The following is an 18,946-nucleotide window of genomic DNA, read 5'->3' as shown; positions in this document are numbered from 1 at the left end:
TGGCCGGAAGGGTGACTCTCGGTGAGATCTCCAGGGCCGCCACCGTGGTCAAGGGTTCACGGCTGGTGGAGGGCGACGTGGTGTTCGCCCGGATCGTCAGCGCGGGTGTCGGAGTGGTCCACAGTCGCGTCGGCATGCTCCTGCCGGGCGAGGAGCAGCCCCCGTCGACGCGCATCTCCATGCAGCTCTTCGTCACGGTGTGGCGGGACGACCGGTGGGTGGTCGTGGCCCTGGAGAACGCGCGACTGCTCTCGCTGGAGAGCATGGCCGCCCTGGAGTCCCTGACCGTCGAGTGACGGCGCGTCTACTCATGAGAAGTTGCGGCGTTACGCGGTGTGCACGCCGGTCCTAGTCGCGCTCCTGAGTGGCGGCGACGACGGGCCCGTCACCGTCGTCCTTCCCCCGCCTCGGCAGCCTCCGCCCTGCGCGGAACGCGACGCGGCTCTGGTGGGCTGGCTGGACCATGGCGCGCGGCCGGATCGAGTCGTCATGGTCAACAACGGCAACGACACGACGGTGGAGTGGGGGCTGCGGGAGGCGGGCTCGGCCGCCCTATCGGTTTCCGCGCAGTCCCATCCCGCTGAACATCCAGAGGTGCACTTCATGGCTTCGCCACCCCACCCCGTGCCGGAACGGTCCCGCACCGTCACCACCCCCCACGTCGAGCCGCACGTGGACGGGTCCGCCCTGGCTTGCGAGGGGGACCCGATGACGACGCTGTTGGTCGGCGCGATCTACGTGATGGTCGGGGTCCTGTACATCTATGCCTTGGGTGACTGCGTCAGGACCCCAGCGGCCCGCATGCGAATGCTGCCGAAAGCAGGATGGCTGATCATCATGATCCTGTTCCCCATCCTGGGTGCCATAGCGTGGCGCAACCTGGGCAAGCGGGCCGCCCCGGCCGAAGGCCGGCCGACCACCTCCTGAGCTACAGGACCGCCCGCCGGACGCGGTCTGCGGCGAACTCTCAGCCGGACGCGGCGGTGGTGGGACGCCGTGCAGCCCGTCGGCCAGGCGCCGGAAAACTAAGCACAGGTGTGCGGCGGGGTCGCGGAAACGGTGACCTGGGCGGTCCAGGACCCGGGTTCCCGAGGCGGATCCCAGGTGACGTCGACGCGTTCTTCGTGAAAGTCGCGTGCGAGGCCCATCACCATGGCTGCCGCGGCGGCCATTGCCTCGGCTGGGCCGGCGTCGGGCGGAACGTCGGCGAGGCGCCCGCAGACCATCCCGCCGTCCACGGTGAGGACACTATGGCGCCAGCCTTCCGGCGTCGCGAGCAGGACGATGCTCTTCGGCTTGCCGAAGGAAGGCCGCTTCTTCTCCCGCGTTCGTCTCACCATGGGGCCATCCAACCTCGTCGGCTTGCTGACGGTGCCGCTCACCCTCCCCCGACACCACTCACTTGGCCAGCCGCCTCAACTGGTGCAGCCGCAGGGCGAGATGGACGCGCAGTCCCCGGTCGCCGGCGCGCCAGTCCTCTCCCAGGATCGCCCCGATGCGGTCCAGTCGCTTCAACAGGGTGTTCGTGTGTATGTGGAGGGCGTGGGCGGTGCGGCTGAGGTTGCCGGAATGGGTGAAGAAGGCGGCGGCGGTGGTCACGAGGTCCGTGGCGCGGCGACGGTCGTAGTCGAGGAGGGGGCCGAGGGTGTCGGCGATGAAGTCCCGCAGTTCGTGGGCGCGTCGGGGGTCGAAGACCAGGGCGTACATGGCGAAGTGACGGGTGGTGGCGCCTCGGTCGGTGTCACCGAGGGAGCGCATGACGTCGAGGCAGCGTTGGGCGAGGGTGAAGGAGCGCGACCGGTCGTGGCCCGTGACACGGTCGACGACCACGAGGGTCGGGGAGCCCAGGCGGTGACGGAGCCGGTGGTGCAGCGCCTCGGCAGCCGTCTCCGGGTCGTCGGTGTGCAACAGCATCGTCCCCCGGCCCAGGTATTCGCCCGCGAGTCCGGACCACTCGGCTGAGGCGGCGTGCAGTGCGCGGACGACGTCGGCGGCGGGGCGTCCGGGGCAGTCGGCCGCCACGAGAACGTCCAGGCGGTCCACGTCGACGCCACGGGCGAGCGCGCGGTCGCGCAGGGTCGGGTGGACCGGGTGGAGCGGGGGGTGGGACAGGAGTTCGGTGAGCAGTTCGCCCCGCACCCGCTCCTCCGCCTCGACGCGGGCCTCGCGCATGAGCACGAGCAGGCCCGTGATCTGCGCGGAGCGCTCCAGCATCCGGACGTCCGCCGAGTCCGTGGCCGCCTGCCGCCGCAGGGACAGGGAGCCGAGGTGGCTGCCGTCGGCCTGGATGGCCGCCACGCTGAGGACCGTACCGTCGTCGCCGCGGCCGTGGACGCACCGGCCGGTCCGCCGGGCCTCCTCCAGCAACTCCCTTTCCAGTGGCGGGTCGACGTCTGGCGTCGCCGCTCCGGGGCATCGGCTCGCGACGACCTTGTCGTCCCGGTCCCGTATCGTGACCGCACCGCCCAGGTGGTCCACGAGCGACTGCGCGATGTCGCCGGGTCCGCCGCCCGTCAGCACGACGTGGGTCAGCGCCTCGTGCACCGCCGCGGCCAGTTCCATGGTGGCGACCTGGCCCTCGATGACGCGGTAGGCGTCCCGCAGCCGGCGCAGTGCCACCCGGCTCTCCTCGTAGAGCCGGGCGTTGTGCAGGGCGATGGCGGCGTGGTCGGCGAAGGCGCTGAGGAGGGCCACCTCGTCGTTCGGGAAGGGGCGTTCGGTGCGGTCGGCGGCGAAGAGGACACCGATCACCCGGTCGCCGACCAGGAGCGGCACCCCGAGGAGCGCCACGAGCCCTTCGTCACCGACGAGCTGGTCGAAGCCCGAGTTGTGGTTGATGCCTTCGGCTGCGCGGTAGTCGCTGACCCAGTAGGGGGCCCTGGTCTCGATCACCCGTCCGCCCAGGCCGGCCCCCGGGGGCATCTGCGCGGACGAGAACTCCGCCGAGATGGTGCCCGCGGACGCCCTGAGTCTGAGGTTGCCGTCGGCGTCCAGGAGCGACAGGTACGCGAAGTCGCTGCCGATCAGCTCGTGTGCCTGCCGGACGATCGACGGGAGCACCACGTCGACCTCCCCGAGCACGGCCAGCGAACGGGCCGTCGCGTACAGGCTGGTCAACTCGCGCTCGCGGCGCAGACGGTAAGCGGCCAGTTCGTGGTGTTCGACGTTTCCGCCCTGATCGCTGGCACCCTGCGCGTCGGAGTCGGTGCGTGGCATCGGTCCGGCCTCCAGGAGAAGCGAACAGGTGGAGGTTTCCTCCACCGCGTGAGCGCCAGGAGTGTATCCCCGTCCCATCCTGCAGAGCGCTTGCTCAGCTCTAGTCTCGCCGCACGACACAGAGCTGTGGCGCAGGTCGCAGCCCTACCGAGAACCGAGGGATGCCTCCCATGGCCTCTTCCGCGCAGGCCCCCATCCAGGGCGACAGCTCCGGCGCCGCCACCGCCTCCGGACGCCGCACCGGCTGGCGACTGCTCGTAGCCGGACTGATCGGCAGCTCGATCGAGTGGTACGACTTCTTCCTGTACGGTACGGCGGCGGCCCTGGTCTTCCCGCACGTCTTCTTCCCGCACTCCTCCGCCTTCGTGGGCACCCTGCTGTCCTTCAGCACCTTCTGGGCGGGGTTCGTGGCCAGGCCGCTCGGCGGCCTCCTCGCCGGTCACTTCGGTGACAGGTACGGCCGCAAGCCCACGGTCGTCGTCTGCCTGACGGGCATGGCCGTGGCGACGTTCCTCATCGGCTGTCTGCCGAGCGCCGCGAAGGTCGGCACCCTCGCCCCGGTTCTGCTGGTGCTGCTGCGGTTCGTGCAGGGCGCGGCCGCGGGCGGCCAGTGGGGCGGTATCGCGCTCCTTCTCACGGAGTCGGCCCACCCCAAACGCCGCGGCTTCGCCGGCACCTTCGGCCAGACGAGCGTCCCGGTGGCGGTCATCATCGTGAACCTGATCTTCACCACGACCGGCAACGTCGTGTCGAGCGACGCGTTCCTGCGCTGGGGGTGGCGCATTCCGTTCCTGCTCAGCGCGGTCATGTTCCCCGTCGTGCTGCACATCCAGCGCAAGGTCGAGGACACCCCGGACTTCCGCGAGCTGCAGGAGGCGGCCGGCAGCGCGCAGGCACGGGTGGTCCGGGCACCGGTCGCGGAGGCCGTCCGCCGCAACTGGCGTGTGATCCTGCTCGGTTGCGGCACGCTGTCCGCCACGAACAGCCTCTTCTACGTGAGTATCACCGGCCTGCTCAGCTACGGCACCACGACGCTGCACATGGAGCGCGACTCGCTGCTGACCGCCACGCTGCTCAGCTCGGCCCTCATGGCGGGCATACTCCCCTACGCGGGCCATCTGTCGGACCGCTACGGCCGGCGCAGGCTCATCCTCGTCGGCGGACTCGGCGTAGCGGCCTGGGCGTTCCCGTACTTCGCGCTGGTTGACACGGCGTCGGCCCCGCTGGTCTTCGTCGCCGTCTCCGTCGGATTCCTCTTCCAGGGGCTCACCTACGCCCCGATGGCCGCGTACCTCGGCGAGCTGTTCGCCCCCGACGTCCGCTATTCCGGTGCCTCCTTCGCGTACCAGTTGTCCGCCATCGCCGTCAGTGGCAGTACGCCGGTCCTGATGACCACCGTGATCGCCAAGACCGGAACGACCACCCTGGTCGCGGTCTACATCGCGCTCATGGGTCTGATCACCTTCGTCAGCGCGTGGTTCCTGCCCGAGACGAACCCGGCGGAGGTACGGGCCGATCCGGAGAAGCTGCCCGGAACCCAGCTGTACGCCTGACCGGTCGGCCGGAGACTCTCCGGCCGACCCGGATACGCTCGGCTTCCCATATGTATCTAGATGTCCCGTATGTTGTCCGCGTTCCTTCTGCTCCCGGCCACGAGGAGAGATCGTCATGTTCACCCCCCGACCGGGATTCCCCCTCGGTGACATCCCCAAGGCGTACGCGGCGGACTGCCCCGAGGTCGTGGCGGTCCGCTCCGGGGAGGACCGGCTGACCTGGGCCGAGCTGTGCCGGGTGAGCGGCGAGATCGCCCGGGGGCTGGCGCAGTCGGGCGTGACGAAGGGGCGGATCGTCCCGCTCGTGCTGCCGAACGGCGTGGACGTCGTCGCCGCGGCCTTCGCCTGCCTGACACTGGGTGCCGTACCGCAGCCGCTGTCGACGCGGCTCGCGCCGCCCGAGGAGGAGGCGATCCTCACGCTGTCCGACCCGGCGGTGGTCGTCGGCCTCGATCCGGGCGCACCGATGGGGAACGGCCGGTTCAGGGCGACCACGGTCGCGGAACTTCGCCGTCGGGGCGCCGGGGGCGCCGACCTCGTGACCGAGGTGGGTCCCTCGTGGAAGGCGCCCACCTCGGGTGGCTCGACCGGCAGGCCGAAGATCATCCTGTCGGGGGCCGAGGGGGCGTTCAACCCCTTCGACATGGAGGCGTGGGGTCTGCGGCCCGGCGAGCAGTCCCTCGTCACCGCGCCGGTGCACCACAACGCGCCCTTCTCCACGGCCATGACGACTCTGTTCAACGGCGGCACGGCCACCCTTCTGGAGCGATTCGACGCCGAACGGGTGCTGGCCGAGATCGAGAGGCACCGGATCACCTGGGTGTATCTGGTGCCGACGATGATGCGACGCATCCTGGCCCTGCCCGAGCAGACCCGCGACCGCTACGACCTCTCCTCGCTGGTCTCGGTGTGGCACTGCGCCGAACCGTGCCCGCCGGCGACCAAGCAGGCGTGGATCGACTGGCTCGGACCGGACCGGATCTGGGAGCTGTACGCCGGGACCGAGGCCCAGGCGGGCTGCATCATCTCCGGTACCGAGTGGCTGGCGCACCGGGGTTCGGTGGGCCGCCCCACCTGGGGCGAGATCAAGATCATGGGCCTCGACGGCACACCGGTGGACCAGTCCGGGGTGGCCGGTGAGATCTTCATGCGCGTAACGGAGGGCAAGCCGCCCGCCTTCCACTACATCGGCGCCGAGACGGAGGAGCGGGACGGCTGGTCGACCCTCGGCGACATCGGCGAGTTCGACGCGGACGGCTATCTCTACCTCCACGACCGCCGCTCGGACATGCTCCTGGTCGGCGGGGTCAACGTCTATCCCGCCGAGATCGAGGCCGCGCTCACCGAGCACCCGCACGTCCTGTCCGGCGCGGTCATCGGCCTGCCGGACCCGGACCGCGGCAACCGCGTCCACGCCATCGTCCAGATCGAGGAAGGCCATCCGACGACGGCCGAGGAGATCGACGCGTTCCTGGCCACCCGCCTGTCACCCCACAAACGGCCACGGTCCATCGAACTGGTCACGACTCCCCTGCGGAGCGCGGCGGGCAAACTGCGGCGCTCCGCACTACGCGCCGAGCGCCTGTAGACGCCGACTTCGGCCCATCGCCGACGCACGCAGGCTGCGGCCGCGCAGCCGGAGCGAGCCACGGTGACCTCGCCGGACGAAATGGACTGGTACGCGCGCGGGCCTCGGTTCTATCGGCCCTGCGTCGGCGTGCTCGTCGGGTGCCACTCGCGGCGGAGGAGGCCGAAGACCCAGGAGTCGGAGACGTCGCCGTTGACGACGCAGTCCTCGCGGAGCGTGCCTTCGCGGACGAACCCGAGCTTCTCCAGGACCCGGGCGGACCCCACGTTGCGGGTGTCGGTCTCGGCCTGGACGCGGTTCAGGTCCAGGGTGTCGAACGCCCACCGCAGGACGGCGTGCGCGGTCTCCGTGGCGTAGCCGTTGCCCCAAGCGGCGGCCTCGAAGACGTAGCCCAGGGACGCGCTGCGGTAGGCAGGGTTCCATCCGGTCAGGCCGCACCAGCCGATGAACGCGCCGCCGGAGACGCGGTCGACGGCCAACCGTGCTCCCGTGCCTTCCTCCTCGATCGTCCGGCAGGTTTCGATGAACCGCTGGGCGCGGGCCGGTTCGGTCCACGGCGGAGAGTCCCAGTAACGCAGAACGTGGGCGCTGCTGTGCAGCGCGTACAGCGGCGCCGCGTCGGCGCCGGTGAACGGCCGCAGCCGCAGGCGAGCAGTGTGCAGTACCGGGGTGGGCAAGGCCATGCGCAGCATCCTGCCGCGTCACGCTCGCCCCGGCCATCCGTTTGTTCACCCGGACGGTGGCACGCGCGTACGTCACGGCCGCGCCGAACGCGCCGCACGGCTCGACGTCGTCTCGCACCCACCGGTCAGGCCCTGTCCGCCCGCACGGAAAGATCGTTGTCGACCGTGTAGAAGGGCCGCACTTCCGCGCCGCCGATCACGGCCGCGGGGAGAACGAAGACGTTCTTACGCTCCGCGACGTCGTCGAGGAGACGGCCGATCCGCACGGAGGTCTCGCCGTCGACCGCGATGAACAGGTCCCAGACACGCTTCCCGGGACCGGCGTCAGCGGCCAACTCCCCGTAATCAACGGTGAAGGAGAACCCACGGCCGTCCTTGTCGGTCACCGGCTCGACGGTCCGCCCGGTGCCTCCGCCTCCCCGCACGCGCAGCCGCACGGCCGGGGCCTCGCCGAAGGCGGCGCCGTGCAGCCGTGCCCTGACGGTCATCGAGCGGTCCGTGACATGGACGCCCTCGACCTCCGCGTGGGCGGTGCGCAGCCACGCCCGCAGCCCCAGGTAGCCGTCCTTGGTGACGTACGGGACACGTACGGCGACCGGTGACGGCCTCGCGCGCAGGTGGCCGTCGACGAGGGTCCGTAGGTCCCGCAGTCCGGGGCGCAGTCGTTGCCGTGGCGCGCCGGGTTCGGGGATCAGGTAGACGTCCCACCGGCCCTCGGCGAGCGCGGGCTCCGGTTCCAGGACCGCACGCGGTCGGCCGTCCGCCGCCGGTTCCAGGTCGAGGGTGCGCAGGACCTTTTCGGGCTCCCCCTTCTCGGGGCGCAGTCGCAACAGCAGACCGCCCGCGGCCGACGGTGCCCGCAGCGCGAAGGTGAGGCGGCCGTCCGCGTCGGCCGTGCAGTCGGTGCGGAGGTCGGTCATGGTCGTCGTGGCCTGTCCGGTGGTCATCGGTTTCTCCTCCGTACCGTGTGCAGCGCGCCGGACGCCACGGCGTACGCGGCGTCGCGTGCGGCGAAGCCCTCGCTGACCAGGGCTCGTCGCATCCGTCCGCCTCCCGCCGCCGCCCTTCGCCCCGACCCGCGCGCGGCCACCGCCTCGTCGATCAGTTCCTCGGCCTGCGCCACGACCGGCACCGGGCCGAACCGTCGCGCGTTCTCCAGCGCCCTGCGGCCCATCTGCCGGCGCCGCTCGTCGTCCTGTACGAGTTCCAGCAGCGCGGCGCTCAACGCCTCGCGGTCTCCGACAGGGACGAGCCGGCCGTCGGTGCCGTCCTCGATGATCTCGCCGGGCCCGTACGGGCAGTCGGTGCTGACGACCGGCAGACCGCACCGCATCGCCTCCACGATGGTCATGCCGAACGCTTCGAAGTTCGCCGCGTTCGCGCCGATCGAGCCCTTGACCCACTCCGCCTCCATGGGCGCGGCCGCTCCCATCAGGAAGGCGTGGTCGCTCAGGCCGAGGTCCTCGATGAGCTGCCGCAGCCGCGCCTGTTCCCCGCCCTTGCCGTAGATGCGCAGCCGCCAGTCCGGGTGGGCGGCGGCGACCGGAGCGAACGCCTCGACGAGGAGGTCGTAGCGCTTCACCGGAACCAGTCGGCCGGCGGCGACGATCAGTTTCGCGGTGCCGTCCGCCGCGGGCAGCAGGGGGTCGGGGACGCTGTTCGGGAGGGCCTGCACTCGTACGCCGGGCAGGTGCATCTTGCGCCGGTAGGAAACGGCGTCCGCCTCGGTGACCGTCGTCAGCACGTCGAGCCGGCGGTAGGCCCGGCGCAGCGCGGTGCGCAGCCGGGGCGAGTGGCTGTCGAGGGTGAGGTGCTCCTGGCCGATGCGGACGACGTGCTCCGGCGCCTGGCGCGCGAGGTGCACGTTGAGCCCCGGCCGGGTGCCGATGACGACCTCGGCGTCGGTCTGCGCCAGGTAGTCGCCGATCCGCAGGTCGGTCAGTTCGCTGTACTGCCCGTAGCGGATTTCGGCGGCGGGGAACACCCGCGCCGGTTCGCGATGCAGAGGATGTTCCTTCTCGTGTCTCAGGTCCACCAGCGGCCTCAGCGACACACGCGGGTCCAGGGCGAAGTCCGGGCGTTCACGGTGCCGCAGGACCGAGACGATCTCCACCTCGTGCCGGTCGGCGAGTGCCTGGGCCAGGTTGAACGTGGTGGCGATCGTGCCTCCGATGCCGTAGGCGTTGTGGAGCAGAAAGGAGATCCTCATGGCGGACTAGACCTCACCGGGGGTCGATTCGTTGCCCCCGGTTATCTGTCTGTTGCCTCGCAGGTCATGTTCTGAACAGACACAACATCAGAACGCCGGGCATACAGGGCAGCCACCCACTGCGCCCCGCGCCCTCCCCCGCCCCGACCATCGAGCCCGCCGCACCACACCTGATGCGTCGTTGGGACGCATGGGTTGACGCTCCTTCGGCACCCCTCTAAGTTCACGGCTTGTAAAAAGATGTGAATCCCCTGCTTCACCCAACTGATCGTCCAGCACAGTCGCGTCAACCTCCCGCCTTCGGTACGCCCCGCTCGCTCCAGCACCCGCACCGCAACGCCCGGCGTCGGACGACCACGTCCCACCGGCTCACACCGAGCGGCAGGCGACATCCCCCACCCGATCAGGAGTTCCCGTGCCTCTGAGACACCCCCACTGGTGGCGACCGCGCTCCCGGACCGCCACTCACGTGGTGCGCAGCCGTCGGGCCACGCTCGCACTGACGGCGACGGCGGTCGGCGCGCTGCTCGCACCCGTCGCTCTGACCACAGTGAACGCACCGTCGGCCCAGGCGGCCGGCGCTCCCGTTCAGGTGTACTTCAGCTCGGAGTCGACCGCCTCGGGATTCGGTCCGGCCAACGCGAACTGGTTCACCAACCCGGCGACGGGACTCGCCTCGACCCGGTACCAGTTGTCGCGGCAGTCCGACCTCACCGCGGTCTCCGCCTCGGGCACGGCCACCATCACCGCCGACACGGGCACTCGTTACCAGTCCGTCCTCGGCGTCGGCTCCTCGCTGGAGGAGTCCACGATCTACAACCTGTCCCGGATGAGCGCGTCCGCGCGTACCGCGGCACTGCGCAAGCTCGTCGACCCGGTCAACGGCGCCGGGTTCAACATCGCCCGGATCCCGCTGGGTTCGAGCGACTTCACCTCGCGGCAGTTCTACACCTACGACGACGGCGCGGCCGACCCGAGCCTGTCGCGGTTCTCCATCCAGAAGGACATCGACTACAACATCATCTCGGTCCTCAAGGAAGCGAAGGCGATCAACCCCGACCTGCTGCTGTTCGGCAGCGTATGGAGCCCGCCGGCCTGGATGAAGAACAACAACAGCCTGATCGGCGGCACGCTTCCCGACGGGAACATCCCCGTACTCGCGACCTACTTGCGCAAGGCCGTCACCGCCTACGCAGGCCAGGGACTGCCGCTGTACGCCGTCACGATGCAGAACGAACCGCTGTTCTCGCCACCGGACTACCCGGGCATGACGCTCACCGCCGATCAGGAACGCAGGATCGCCACCGCGCTGCGCACCGAGCTGAACGGCAACGGCGCGTCGGCCACCAAGATCTGGGCCTTCGACCACAACTTCGGCGACGGCCCGACCTACACCGCCGGGGTCCTCGGCAATCCCGGCTCGCCCAGCAGCGCGTTCAGCTCGGTCGACGGCATCGCCTTCCACGACTACGGCGGCGATCCGACGTCCATGGGCCAGGTCAAGTCGAACTACCCGACCAAGGACGTGGCCATGACCGAGCGTGCCGTGTGGGGCACCGCCGGCGCGGACCGGATCGTCCAGTACTTCCGCAACCAGTCGATCATGTACCAGGACTGGGTCACCATGCTCGACCAGAACCGCAGCCCTGAGCAGTGGTCCGGGGCACCCGACCCGACCATGTTCATCCAGTCGCCGAGCAACCCGGACACGTACTGGGCGCTGCCCGAGTACTACATCGTCGCCCAGTTCTCGAAGTTCGTCGCACGCGGCGCCACCCGGGTCCAGACGAACAACGGCACCAGCGGCACCGTCACCAACGTCGCCTTCCTCAACCCCGACGGCAGCCTGGTGACCGTCGTGGTCAACCAGACGGCCTCCAGCCAGCCCGTCACGCTGCGCGCCAACGGCCGGCAGATCAGCAGCACGCTGCCCGCCAAGACGGTGGGCACGTACATCTGGCCCGACGTCGGCGGAGGGAGCACCGGGCCCATCGACCCCGCGAAGTGGTACACGGTCACCAACACCAACAGCGGCAAGTGCGTCGACGACACGGGGGGTTCGACCGCCAACGGCACCGCCGTGCAGCAGTGGACCTGTGTGTCCGGGAGCACCAACCAGCAGTGGCAGTTCCAGCCCACCGACAGCGGCTACTACAAGGTCGTCAGCCGCAACGCGGCCAACGCCGTCTGGGACGTCACCGGCGGGACCGGCGCCGGCAACGGAGCGAAGATCCAGCTCTGGGCCTACGGCGGCGGTACCAATCAGCAGTGGAAGCCGGTGCAGGGGGCAGGCGGCACGTACACCCTGACGCCACGCAGCAATCCCGCCCAGTGCCTTGACGTCACCGACGTGTCCACCACCGACGGCGCCCGGCTCCAGCAGTGGAGCTGCTCCGGCGGAGCTGCCCAGTCCTTCACGCTCACCTCTCAGTAGCCCGGACCGACGCTGCCCGGTGGCCGGCACCGCGAGTGCCGGCCGCCGCGGACAGCAACGGCCAGGGAGGATGCGGCCGGTTGGCCGCGTGCGGCGGGCGGCTGCGTTCAGGCCGGCGTCTGATCCGCGAGGAGTGGAACCTGATGTCTGCTGTACACGGGTTCAGTGAGTGGATGCAGTCATGAGGAGTTCCCGCATGATTCCAGGGATTCAGTCGCGGGAACGGAGGAATCCGGGGGGCTTTCTCGGCGCCCGCACACGGGTTGGGCGCCTCGATGTGATGGGAGACCGACCAACGATGTCCACTCCGATGCGGAGCAGAATACGGACGGCCGTGCTCGCGCTCTCGGCCATGACGGCCCTCGCCTTAGGCGCGACCGCCACGACCGGTGCGGCAGCGGCCCCCGCTGCCGCGAAGCAGGGCCCCACCTCGGTCGCGTACGTCGAGGTGAACAACAACAGCATGCTGAACGTCGGCAAGTACACCCTCGCCAACGGCGGCGGTAACGTCTTCGACGTCGCCGTGATCTTCGCGGCGAACATCAACTACGACACGAGCGCCAAGGCGGCGACCCTGTACTTCAACGAGAACGTGCAACACGTCCTCGACAACGCCGCCACGCAGATACGGCCGTTGCAGCAGAAGGGCATCAAGGTCGTCCTGTCCGTGCTCGGCAACCACCAGGGCGCGGGCTTCGCCAACTTCCCGTCCCAGCAGGCGGCTTCGACGTTCGCGAAACGACTGTCGGACACCGTGGCCAAGTACGGCCTCGACGGCATCGACTTCGACGACGAGTACGCCGAGTACGGCAACAACGGCACCGGCCAGCCCAACGCCAGCTCGTTCGTGTACCTGGTGTCGGCACTGCGCGCCAACATGCCGAGCAAGATCATCAGCCTCTACAACATCGGGCCGGCCGCGTCTCGCCTGTCCTACGGCGGCGTCGACATCTCCTCCAAGTTCGACTACGCCTGGAACCCGTACTACGGCACCTGGCAGGTCCCCGGCATCGCACTGCCCAAGTCGAAACTGTCGCCGGCGGCCGTCGAGATCGGCGGAACCTCACGAAGCACGGCGGCCAGCCTCGCCCGCCGCACGGTCAGCGAAGGGTACGGCGTCTACCTGACGTACAACCTCGACGGCGCCGATCGCACCGCCGACGTCACCGCGTTCACCAGGGAGCTGTACGGCAGTGACGCCCACTACACGCCGTAGGCCCACTGCGCTCTCCGGCATCCGGTGCCTCCGCGGGGCGTGCCGTATCCCGTAGGGCCGGGCCCCGGACAGACCGTGCCTTCGACAACGATGTCGAGGGCACGGTCGCCACCCACGCGGGTCGACGCGAGCCCCTACGGTACAGATCTCCGCCTGTACTACCCGGTGGGCGTCGCGCCCCGCCGCGCCCGATCGGTGCTGCCGGCCCAGCCGATGGACACTCCCGCCGCACCTGTGGCTCGACGCCGCCTCCAGGCATTCACCTCATGCGGAGTGGCCGATGCTGTCCAGCTCCGCCACGTCCTCGTCCGAGAGGGACAGTCCGGCACCAGCGATGTTCTCGTGCAGGTGCGCGGTCGACGAGGTGCCGGGGATGAGCAGGATGTTCGGCGAGCGTTGCATCAGCCAGGCCAGCGCGACCGCCATGGGCGTCGCCTGCAGTCGGCTCGCCACCCGCGAGAGGGCGTCGGACTGCAGCGGGGTGAAGCCTCCCAGGGGGAAGAACGGCACATAGGCGATGCCGTCGGCGGCGAGGTCGTCCACGAGGTTGTCGTCGTGGCGGTGGGCGAGGTTGTACATGTTCTGGACGCACATGATCGGGGCGATCCCGCGTGCCTCGGCGATCTGTTCCGCGGTGACGTTGCTGACGCCGAGGTGGCGGATCAGGCCCTCTCGCTGGAGGTCGACGAGCGTTTCGAATGCTTCGGTGATCGAACCGGGCTGGGGACCCTGAGCGTCGCCCATGCGCATGTTGACCAGGTCGAGAGTCTCGACTCCGAGCGATTCAAGGTTCTCGTGGACCTGCTTGCGCAGATCCTCGGGGCGCCGGGCCGTGGGCCAGCCGCCCTGCGCGTCACGGGTCGCGCCCACCTTGGTCGCGATGAGGAGCGATTCCGGATAGGGATGGAGTGCTTTGCGGATCAGCTCATTCGTGACGCGCGGTCCGTAGGCGTCACTGGTGTCGATATGGGTGATCCCCATGCTGACCGCCTCCCGCAGGACGGCGAGGGCGCCGTCCTGGTCGGCGGGCGGACCCATGACCCACGGGCCGGCGAGCTGCATCGCGCCATAGCCGAACCGCGTGACGGTCGAGTCGCCCAGTTGCCAGGTTCCGCCGGGAAGAGGTGTGGAGGACGTGGTCATCGTGATGCCTTTCACTGATTGCCGGGGGTGGTGTCTCCGCTCCCCTTGCACCAGCATTGGAGAGAAACTTTCCATCGGGAAGTAGGCACTCTGAAGTGCCTAACTAACCCAGAGGGTGCGAGGCGGGTTCAGTGTCGACAACGAAGCCGGACAAGAAGGCGGAGTACAACGCGTTCCTGGCGGTGTGCCCGAGCCGTCAGCTCCTCAGCCGGATCTCGGACAAGTGGGTCGTCCTGATCCTGTGCGCACTGGGTGGTGACGCGTCCGAACAGCCCGGCGCGTCACACGCCCCGAAGGCCATGCGCTTCTCCGAGCTCGCCCGGCTACTGGCAGGCGTCAGCCAGAAGATGCTGACCCAGACCCTGCGGGCCCTCGAACGCGACGGCTTGCTCACCCGCACGGTGACACCCACGGTCCCCGTCACCGTCACCTACGAACTGACTGACCTCGGCCTCTCACTTCACCACCTGACGCGCGGACTCAGGCAGTGGGCACAGACCCACATGGACGAGGTCCTCGCCAACCGAGACAAGCACGATGCATAGTTCCCTCACGTGTACGGCACCCTGACGCGGTGACAACTGACGGCTGATCCAACGAAACCGTCCACCGGGCGACGGGAAGCGGACCGCGCGGAGCGCCGTCAGAATCTGCAGAAGATCGGCTGTTCCCAATGCGGCGCGTCGATCGACACCGAGTGGTGGGCCGACCTACTCGAAGCTCACTGCGACGACGGCTTCGCGACCCTCGCCGTGGTGGTCCCCTGCTGCGGCGCCGCGACCTCGCTGGACGCGCTGGAGTACGACTGGCCCTGTGGCTTTGCCCGATTCGAGATCGCCATCTGGAACCCGGGGCGCGCATGGTTCAGCGACGAGGAACTGACCGCCATCGGGGACGCACTCGGACATCCAGTGCAGCAGGTCAGGGCCCACATCTGACGCACGTCAAGATGTCACCTCGGCCGAGCCGCCGGAGGAGTTCAGCGGCGGAGCTGGGCGATCACGAACGCGGCGCTTGCTGGCGCTCACCCTCCGGCCGCCTGCGCGAGCAGTGGGACCCGCGGATCAGCCCCGCGCTGAAGACCCTCGCCGCCGTGGGCACATGGGTGTACGGCGCCTACAGCATGTCCGACCCGGCAACGGCCATCCGAGCCGGCATCCGGATCGACGGCTCCCGCATCTCGGTCAAGATGCCCACCTGCCCCACGGACAAAGTGGACATGGTCGAGGTGTACGACAGCGACTCCGAAAAGCTGCTGTGGCAGGCGAGCGGCCCGAAGACCCTGGAGGGCTCAAGTGACCAAGGGCGTGGGCCGACACCGACTCCCGGACCAAAGTCACCGAGCACGGCATGCACCACGGAATCGATGTCGAGGTCGTCCAACGCGAGCCTGGCGTTGAAGGGTTCAAAGTGATTCCCCGACACTGTGTCGTCGAGCCGGCTTTCGGCCGGCTGATGCATCACCGCTTTCTCGCGCGCAACTACGAGATCCACTCCCAACCGGAGCGACACCCAAACCTCGAACCAAACAACCCCGCCAAGACAGAACACTTTTTAACGGACTTGATGTCGACTCGCCGGTTATCTCCATTTACCTCCGAATTAGCCGCCGCTACGAGCGCCATCCCCCGCTACCTCCCCGCCTTTCTCGGACCGGCAGCCGCCCTCCTCCGTCGCGAAAGGTTCCTCGAAATGATCACGCAGGACAGGACATAAGAGCAATGCAACCCTCCAGCATTTTGATCTGCCATAGTGATGTGGTCACGACAAAAATTCACAAGGCAAAAGGAGGGAACATGCAATTCCGTTCTAGAAAAATCAAGCTCGCCGCAGCCGTGGTCGGTGCACTCACCACCGCCAGCACCCTCGGTCTTGGCGCCACGTCAGCCTCCGCTGCCGAGGTCCACTGCGGCTCTTTCACCTGGGTGCAGGCGGGAGGGTCGGTGTCCGACGGGTCCTATTACATCCACAAGCCGTCGACGGGCGCGAACTCGGGAAACTACAACTGCGTCGTGGCCCGAGGGGACCACAACTACGCCGTACTGGCCCTGCAGGAGACCCTGATCACCTGCTACTCGCAGAACATCCAGGCGGATATGGACTTCGGCCCCGCCACCGAGCAGGCGGTAAAGAACGCCCAGACAATAATCAACGGGCGGTGGAACGCGGGGCTGAGCGTGGACGGCCGCTTCGGCCCCCTCACCAGCTCCTGGTTCTCCTTCAAGCAATACAAGCAGGACGGCACCCACACAAACGGCTGCTACTGAAACCACGGCCGGAACGTTCAGAACCTACTTACAACCCCCGGACCGGCGGGGTCGGCAGCCCGGTCGATATAGGCGGGACCAAGCCGAGTTGGCAGCCATCAACCTAAGAACCATCAAAGCCGGATCGGTCCGCTGACCGAATGCACCGGCCTCCGGGGCGCGGTCCCCACAGCGACCGCGCCCCGGAGCAACACAAGCCCCGCTCTCAAGCGACTCCTCGAAGACCTCACCGAGCACCTGACCAAGGAGATCGAAAGACGCCGCACCTGAGCGGGATGGGCCGGGTCAGGACCGCGCGGTCCGGAACGCCAGATACCGGCGGAAGGCTTCCTGGCTGTCGGGGGTGAAGCGCCACTTGACCAACGCCGACCGCAACTCCGGCTCGCTCAGCCAGCCATACCAGGCGACCTCATCGGGATCTGGGACCACGACGTCCCGCACCACGGCCTCGTGCACGCCGAGCCAGTGAGGGCTCAAACCGGTGCGGTTGAGGAACGTGAAGAGCAGTCGTGGCAGCACACGAATACCCAACTCCTCGGCCAGTTCCCTGGCGGCGGCCTGTTCGTAGGACTCGCCGACATTCGCTGCGCCACCGACCTCGACCTCATAGAACCCGGGGAAGCGCGATACATGTTCCGACCGCCGGTGGACGAGGATCCGCCCACGCTCATCACGACACACCGTCACGGCGACCCGGTGCAGCCAACCCTCCCGAACGGCCTGCCGGCGACTGACCACAGCCCCTAACACTCGATCTTGATCGTCGACACGCTCCACCAGTTCATCCAGCTCATCCACGAACCACACTCTGGCAGAGCCCACCGACAACGCCCCTTCTCCGAGCCCGCAGGGGTGATGGCGAGATCTGGATCAGGCTCTGACCGCGTTTCCGTGAAGGACCTTAGCGGCCCGTACGGAGCGTTCCGATGTTCTCCTTCCGGGGTGATCCGGGACGCATCCGAACACGCTCGCCGTACCTGGGGCAGCATCACCGCCTCGGCATCGCGGCGAACACGGCGTCGGTTACCCACACCTACCGCCTGGACACAGCTGTCCGATCACTTCACAACTTGCAGAAAATAGCGAAGAGTCAGCATTCGTGCCATCCCGTCCCTACTCTATGGAGAAGTCCGAGTCGACCTTGGGGGTGGTCGTGCAGGAGCCGACTTATGGTGCCGATGATGCGAGACCCGGCCAGCTCACCTGTCTGAACGACGGGTGTCACCGGTTCCGGCGTCGAGAACGCGGGCGGCTGTGCAGCTCCTGCGCACGCCGCACCAGGCAGCGTCCGCGCCCGGACTTGTTCGAGACACTCGGGTACGAGCGCTCGGTGGATCAGCCTCCCGCACCCGCGGCTCGACGGTCCGGGACGCCGGGCCCCGACCGGCTGCAACCGACACCAGCGGCTCTCACGACCGCCTTGGCCGTGGTGTCGGTCATCGTGTTCTGGCTCTGGTTGGGTCCGGGCGCCGGAATAACGATCTTGGTCATCTCGCCCTTGTGGGTCGCCAACGTGCTGCTCGGCGGTGGGTACGACGAGTCGCCCCTGTACGTCTTCGGCCGAGTGTCCCGTTTCCGGACATCTCCCGGCAGGTTCCTCACGGGGGACTACGACCGCCGCTGACGAGAACAGAGCGGCGGCATCCCATCCGGCTCGGCATTGATATACGCCGAACAATTAAGCGAATCATCGCATAGTCACATTTAGGTGAAGGGCAACACCATGCCGCCGCATTTGTGAAAAATAGGGTTTTGGGTTCTTCATCTACGGCATGCGCGACGGGAAGACTTCCGCCCTTCCCGCCGACGACATGCCGCGTGCGAGACATCGGGGGAAAGTTATGCAAGTGCAGGAGCTGGCGGCCGAGGCCGTCCGCGTTCTGGCGTCGGGCCTCGCTTCGGCGGCCGATGGCGGGGCGCATCTCGTTCAGGGGGCGGCGACCGGGTTGTTGTCCAATCTCGTCGAGGAGCGACTTCGCGAGACCGGGCACACCCAGGAATGGACGGACTTCACTCGCAGTCCGGCGAACAACTCCCTGATCGAGTACCTGCTACGACAGGAGGCCGCTCGGGACGCCGACTTCCGGCTCGCCCTCGGAGACACGGTGCGGGCAGCCAAGTCCGAGGTGGTCAACGGCACCCAGGTACGGTCGATCAATATCGGCGGGGACGGTGACGCGCAGATCGGAGACCGCCGGGACACCTTCGGGGACAACAACCGAGTGGTCACCGGCAGCGGCTCGTACCACGAGGGCGATGTCACCCACAACCACGACGGCGACACCTACGAGAGTCACGACGACCGTCCAGTGGGTCGGTACTTGATGATCGCCCTGCTCGTTCTGGGACTGATGTTCCTCGCCTTCAAGGTGGTCCCGGACATGATCGGCGGAGGGGCGGGGAGCAGCCTTTCCGCATCGTCCAGCTGCGAGGAATTCCTGGCCGCCGACGAACCCACCGAGCAGCAGGCGATGGTGGAAATCGCGACGGGCAAGGGGCTCGGCGGGTTCGGTAGTCCGCTGGCTCTGCCGGCCATCCGGTACGAGTGCAGCTCTCACCCCACCGAGGCCCTCGGCACCGTGATCGAGCAGTACAAGGGGCAGTTCTGACCGCGTAGAGAAGAGCGGGAACGGCACC

At 68.4% G+C, this 18,946-nt stretch carries 19 protein-coding genes; 11 read left to right on the top strand and 8 right to left on the bottom strand.

All coding sequences use genetic code 11. From position 1 onward, the window contains the following. Positions 1 to 11: 11 nt before the first annotated feature. Entirely contained in the window at positions 12 to 296 is a 285-nt protein-coding gene (locus ACFY3I_RS36520; RefSeq protein WP_390865288.1) for a hypothetical protein, read from the top strand. 151 nt (positions 297 to 447) lie between these two features. Beyond that, entirely contained in the window at positions 448 to 927 is a 480-nt protein-coding gene (locus ACFY3I_RS36515; RefSeq protein ID WP_390865287.1) for a PLD nuclease N-terminal domain-containing protein, read from the top strand. A gap of 98 nt (positions 928 to 1,025) precedes the next feature. Here ACFY3I_RS36515 and ACFY3I_RS36510 read toward each other — a convergent pair whose 3' ends face one another. Both ACFY3I_RS36510 and ACFY3I_RS36505 read right to left on the bottom strand, forming a co-directional pair. After that, the gene (locus ACFY3I_RS36510; protein ID WP_390865286.1) at positions 1,026 to 1,382 is read right to left on the bottom strand and encodes a hypothetical protein; all 357 of its coding nucleotides are present in this window, start codon (positions 1,380 to 1,382) and stop codon (positions 1,026 to 1,028) included. 16 nt (positions 1,383 to 1,398) lie between these two features. Further along, positions 1,399 to 3,216 (bottom strand): helix-turn-helix domain-containing protein, encoded by a 1,818-nt coding sequence (locus tag ACFY3I_RS36505; protein ID WP_390865285.1) that lies wholly within the window; start codon positions 3,214 to 3,216, stop codon positions 1,399 to 1,401. Between the two features lie 170 nt (positions 3,217 to 3,386). On the opposite strand from ACFY3I_RS36505, the gene ACFY3I_RS36500 reads away from it, so the two are divergent. Together ACFY3I_RS36500 and ACFY3I_RS36495 are read left to right on the top strand one after the other, a co-directional pair. Next, positions 3,387 to 4,769 carry an MFS transporter gene (locus tag ACFY3I_RS36500; protein ID WP_390865284.1) on the top strand — a complete coding sequence of 461 codons (1,383 nt, stop codon included), beginning with the start codon at positions 3,387 to 3,389 and terminating at the stop codon, positions 4,767 to 4,769. 115 nt (positions 4,770 to 4,884) lie between these two features. Beyond that, a complete protein-coding gene (locus ACFY3I_RS36495; RefSeq protein ID WP_390865283.1) occupies positions 4,885 to 6,357 on the top strand; it encodes an AMP-binding protein in 1,473 nt (490 codons plus the stop codon). Positions 6,358 to 6,467: 110 nt separating this feature from the next. On the opposite strand, the gene ACFY3I_RS36490 is transcribed toward ACFY3I_RS36495, so the two are convergent. From ACFY3I_RS36490 to ACFY3I_RS36480, 3 genes are all read right to left on the bottom strand, one after another. After that, the gene (locus ACFY3I_RS36490; RefSeq protein WP_390865282.1) at positions 6,468 to 7,040 is read right to left on the bottom strand and encodes a GNAT family N-acetyltransferase; all 573 of its coding nucleotides are present in this window, start codon (positions 7,038 to 7,040) and stop codon (positions 6,468 to 6,470) included. Between the two features lie 125 nt (positions 7,041 to 7,165). Next, positions 7,166 to 7,987, bottom strand: coding sequence for a transferase (locus ACFY3I_RS36485; protein WP_390865281.1), 822 nt, complete (start codon positions 7,985 to 7,987; stop codon positions 7,166 to 7,168). Then, positions 7,984 to 9,249: a glycosyltransferase family 4 protein gene (locus ACFY3I_RS36480; RefSeq protein ID WP_390865280.1), complete on the bottom strand. Its 1,266-nt coding sequence runs from the start codon at positions 9,247 to 9,249 to the stop codon at positions 7,984 to 7,986. The genes ACFY3I_RS36485 and ACFY3I_RS36480 overlap by 4 nt, the downstream gene beginning before the upstream one ends. Before the next feature lie 415 nt (positions 9,250 to 9,664). Here ACFY3I_RS36480 and ACFY3I_RS36475 point away from each other — a divergent pair, with 415 nt between their 5' ends. Continuing rightward, complete coding sequence (locus tag ACFY3I_RS36475; protein ID WP_390865279.1) at positions 9,665 to 11,683, top strand: RICIN domain-containing protein; 2,019 nt, start codon at positions 9,665 to 9,667, stop codon at positions 11,681 to 11,683. A 298-nt stretch (positions 11,684 to 11,981) separates the two neighbouring features. Next, the gene (locus ACFY3I_RS36470; RefSeq protein ID WP_390865278.1) at positions 11,982 to 12,899 is read left to right on the top strand and encodes an endo-beta-N-acetylglucosaminidase H; all 918 of its coding nucleotides are present in this window, start codon (positions 11,982 to 11,984) and stop codon (positions 12,897 to 12,899) included. Positions 12,900 to 13,163: 264 nt separating this feature from the next. Here ACFY3I_RS36470 and ACFY3I_RS36465 read toward each other — a convergent pair whose 3' ends face one another. Then, positions 13,164 to 14,042, bottom strand: a complete 879-nt coding sequence (locus tag ACFY3I_RS36465; protein ID WP_390865277.1) for an aldo/keto reductase family oxidoreductase — start codon at positions 14,040 to 14,042, stop codon at positions 13,164 to 13,166. Positions 14,043 to 14,173: 131 nt separating this feature from the next. Here ACFY3I_RS36465 and ACFY3I_RS36460 point away from each other — a divergent pair, with 131 nt between their 5' ends. After that, positions 14,174 to 14,587 (top strand): winged helix-turn-helix transcriptional regulator, encoded by a 414-nt coding sequence (locus ACFY3I_RS36460; RefSeq protein ID WP_390865276.1) that lies wholly within the window; start codon positions 14,174 to 14,176, stop codon positions 14,585 to 14,587. Positions 14,588 to 14,794: 207 nt separating this feature from the next. Further along, positions 14,795 to 14,980 carry a hypothetical protein gene (locus ACFY3I_RS36455; RefSeq protein WP_390865275.1) on the top strand — a complete coding sequence of 62 codons (186 nt, stop codon included), beginning with the start codon at positions 14,795 to 14,797 and terminating at the stop codon, positions 14,978 to 14,980. A gap of 178 nt (positions 14,981 to 15,158) precedes the next feature. Here ACFY3I_RS36455 and ACFY3I_RS36450 read toward each other — a convergent pair whose 3' ends face one another. Then, positions 15,159 to 15,503, bottom strand: a complete 345-nt coding sequence (locus ACFY3I_RS36450; protein ID WP_390865274.1) for a hypothetical protein — start codon at positions 15,501 to 15,503, stop codon at positions 15,159 to 15,161. A 335-nt stretch (positions 15,504 to 15,838) separates the two neighbouring features. Between ACFY3I_RS36450 and ACFY3I_RS36445 the strand changes: the two genes are divergently transcribed. Beyond that, complete coding sequence (locus ACFY3I_RS36445) at positions 15,839 to 16,309, top strand: peptidoglycan-binding protein (RefSeq protein ID WP_390865273.1); 471 nt, start codon at positions 15,839 to 15,841, stop codon at positions 16,307 to 16,309. 285 nt (positions 16,310 to 16,594) lie between these two features. Here the strand turns inward: ACFY3I_RS36445 and ACFY3I_RS36440 are convergent, their stop codons facing one another. Next, a complete protein-coding gene (locus tag ACFY3I_RS36440) occupies positions 16,595 to 17,098 on the bottom strand; it encodes an NUDIX hydrolase (RefSeq protein WP_390865331.1) in 504 nt (167 codons plus the stop codon). 694 nt (positions 17,099 to 17,792) lie between these two features. Here ACFY3I_RS36440 and ACFY3I_RS36435 point away from each other — a divergent pair. Beyond that, positions 17,793 to 17,933 (top strand): hypothetical protein, encoded by a 141-nt coding sequence (locus ACFY3I_RS36435; protein WP_390865272.1) that lies wholly within the window; start codon positions 17,793 to 17,795, stop codon positions 17,931 to 17,933. A gap of 223 nt (positions 17,934 to 18,156) precedes the next feature. Continuing rightward, positions 18,157 to 18,918 (top strand): hypothetical protein, encoded by a 762-nt coding sequence (locus tag ACFY3I_RS36430; protein ID WP_390865271.1) that lies wholly within the window; start codon positions 18,157 to 18,159, stop codon positions 18,916 to 18,918. Positions 18,919 to 18,946 lie beyond the last annotated feature (28 nt).

Origin of the sequence: Streptomyces sp. NPDC001068 (assembly GCF_042897315.1) — a bacterium.
Classification (GTDB): domain Bacteria; phylum Actinomycetota; class Actinomycetes; order Streptomycetales; family Streptomycetaceae; genus Streptomyces.
The sequence above is the reverse complement of the archived record's forward strand: the minus strand, read 5'-3'. Positions and strand labels throughout refer to the sequence as shown.

Bases quoted from the DNA above. Each gene is read 5' to 3' on its own strand.
- ACFY3I_RS36505 (WP_390865285.1), bottom strand. From the start codon at position 3,216: ATGCCACGCACCGACTCCGACGCGCAGGGTGCCAGCGATCAGGGCGGA.
- ACFY3I_RS36500 (WP_390865284.1), top strand. From the start codon at position 3,387: ATGGCCTCTTCCGCGCAGGCCCCCATCCAGGGCGACAGCTCCGGCGCC.
- ACFY3I_RS36495 (WP_390865283.1), top strand. From the start codon at position 4,885: ATGTTCACCCCCCGACCGGGATTCCCCCTCGGTGACATCCCCAAGGCG.
- ACFY3I_RS36490 (WP_390865282.1), bottom strand. From the start codon at position 7,040: ATGGCCTTGCCCACCCCGGTACTGCACACTGCTCGCCTGCGGCTGCGG.
- ACFY3I_RS36485 (WP_390865281.1), bottom strand. From the start codon at position 7,987: ATGACCACCGGACAGGCCACGACGACCATGACCGACCTCCGCACCGAC.
- ACFY3I_RS36480 (WP_390865280.1), bottom strand. From the start codon at position 9,249: ATGAGGATCTCCTTTCTGCTCCACAACGCCTACGGCATCGGAGGCACG.
- ACFY3I_RS36470 (WP_390865278.1), top strand. From the start codon at position 11,982: ATGTCCACTCCGATGCGGAGCAGAATACGGACGGCCGTGCTCGCGCTC.
- ACFY3I_RS36465 (WP_390865277.1), bottom strand. From the start codon at position 14,042: ATGACCACGTCCTCCACACCTCTTCCCGGCGGAACCTGGCAACTGGGC.
- ACFY3I_RS36450 (WP_390865274.1), bottom strand. From the start codon at position 15,503: ATGCATCAGCCGGCCGAAAGCCGGCTCGACGACACAGTGTCGGGGAAT.
- ACFY3I_RS36445 (WP_390865273.1), top strand. From the start codon at position 15,839: ATGCAATTCCGTTCTAGAAAAATCAAGCTCGCCGCAGCCGTGGTCGGT.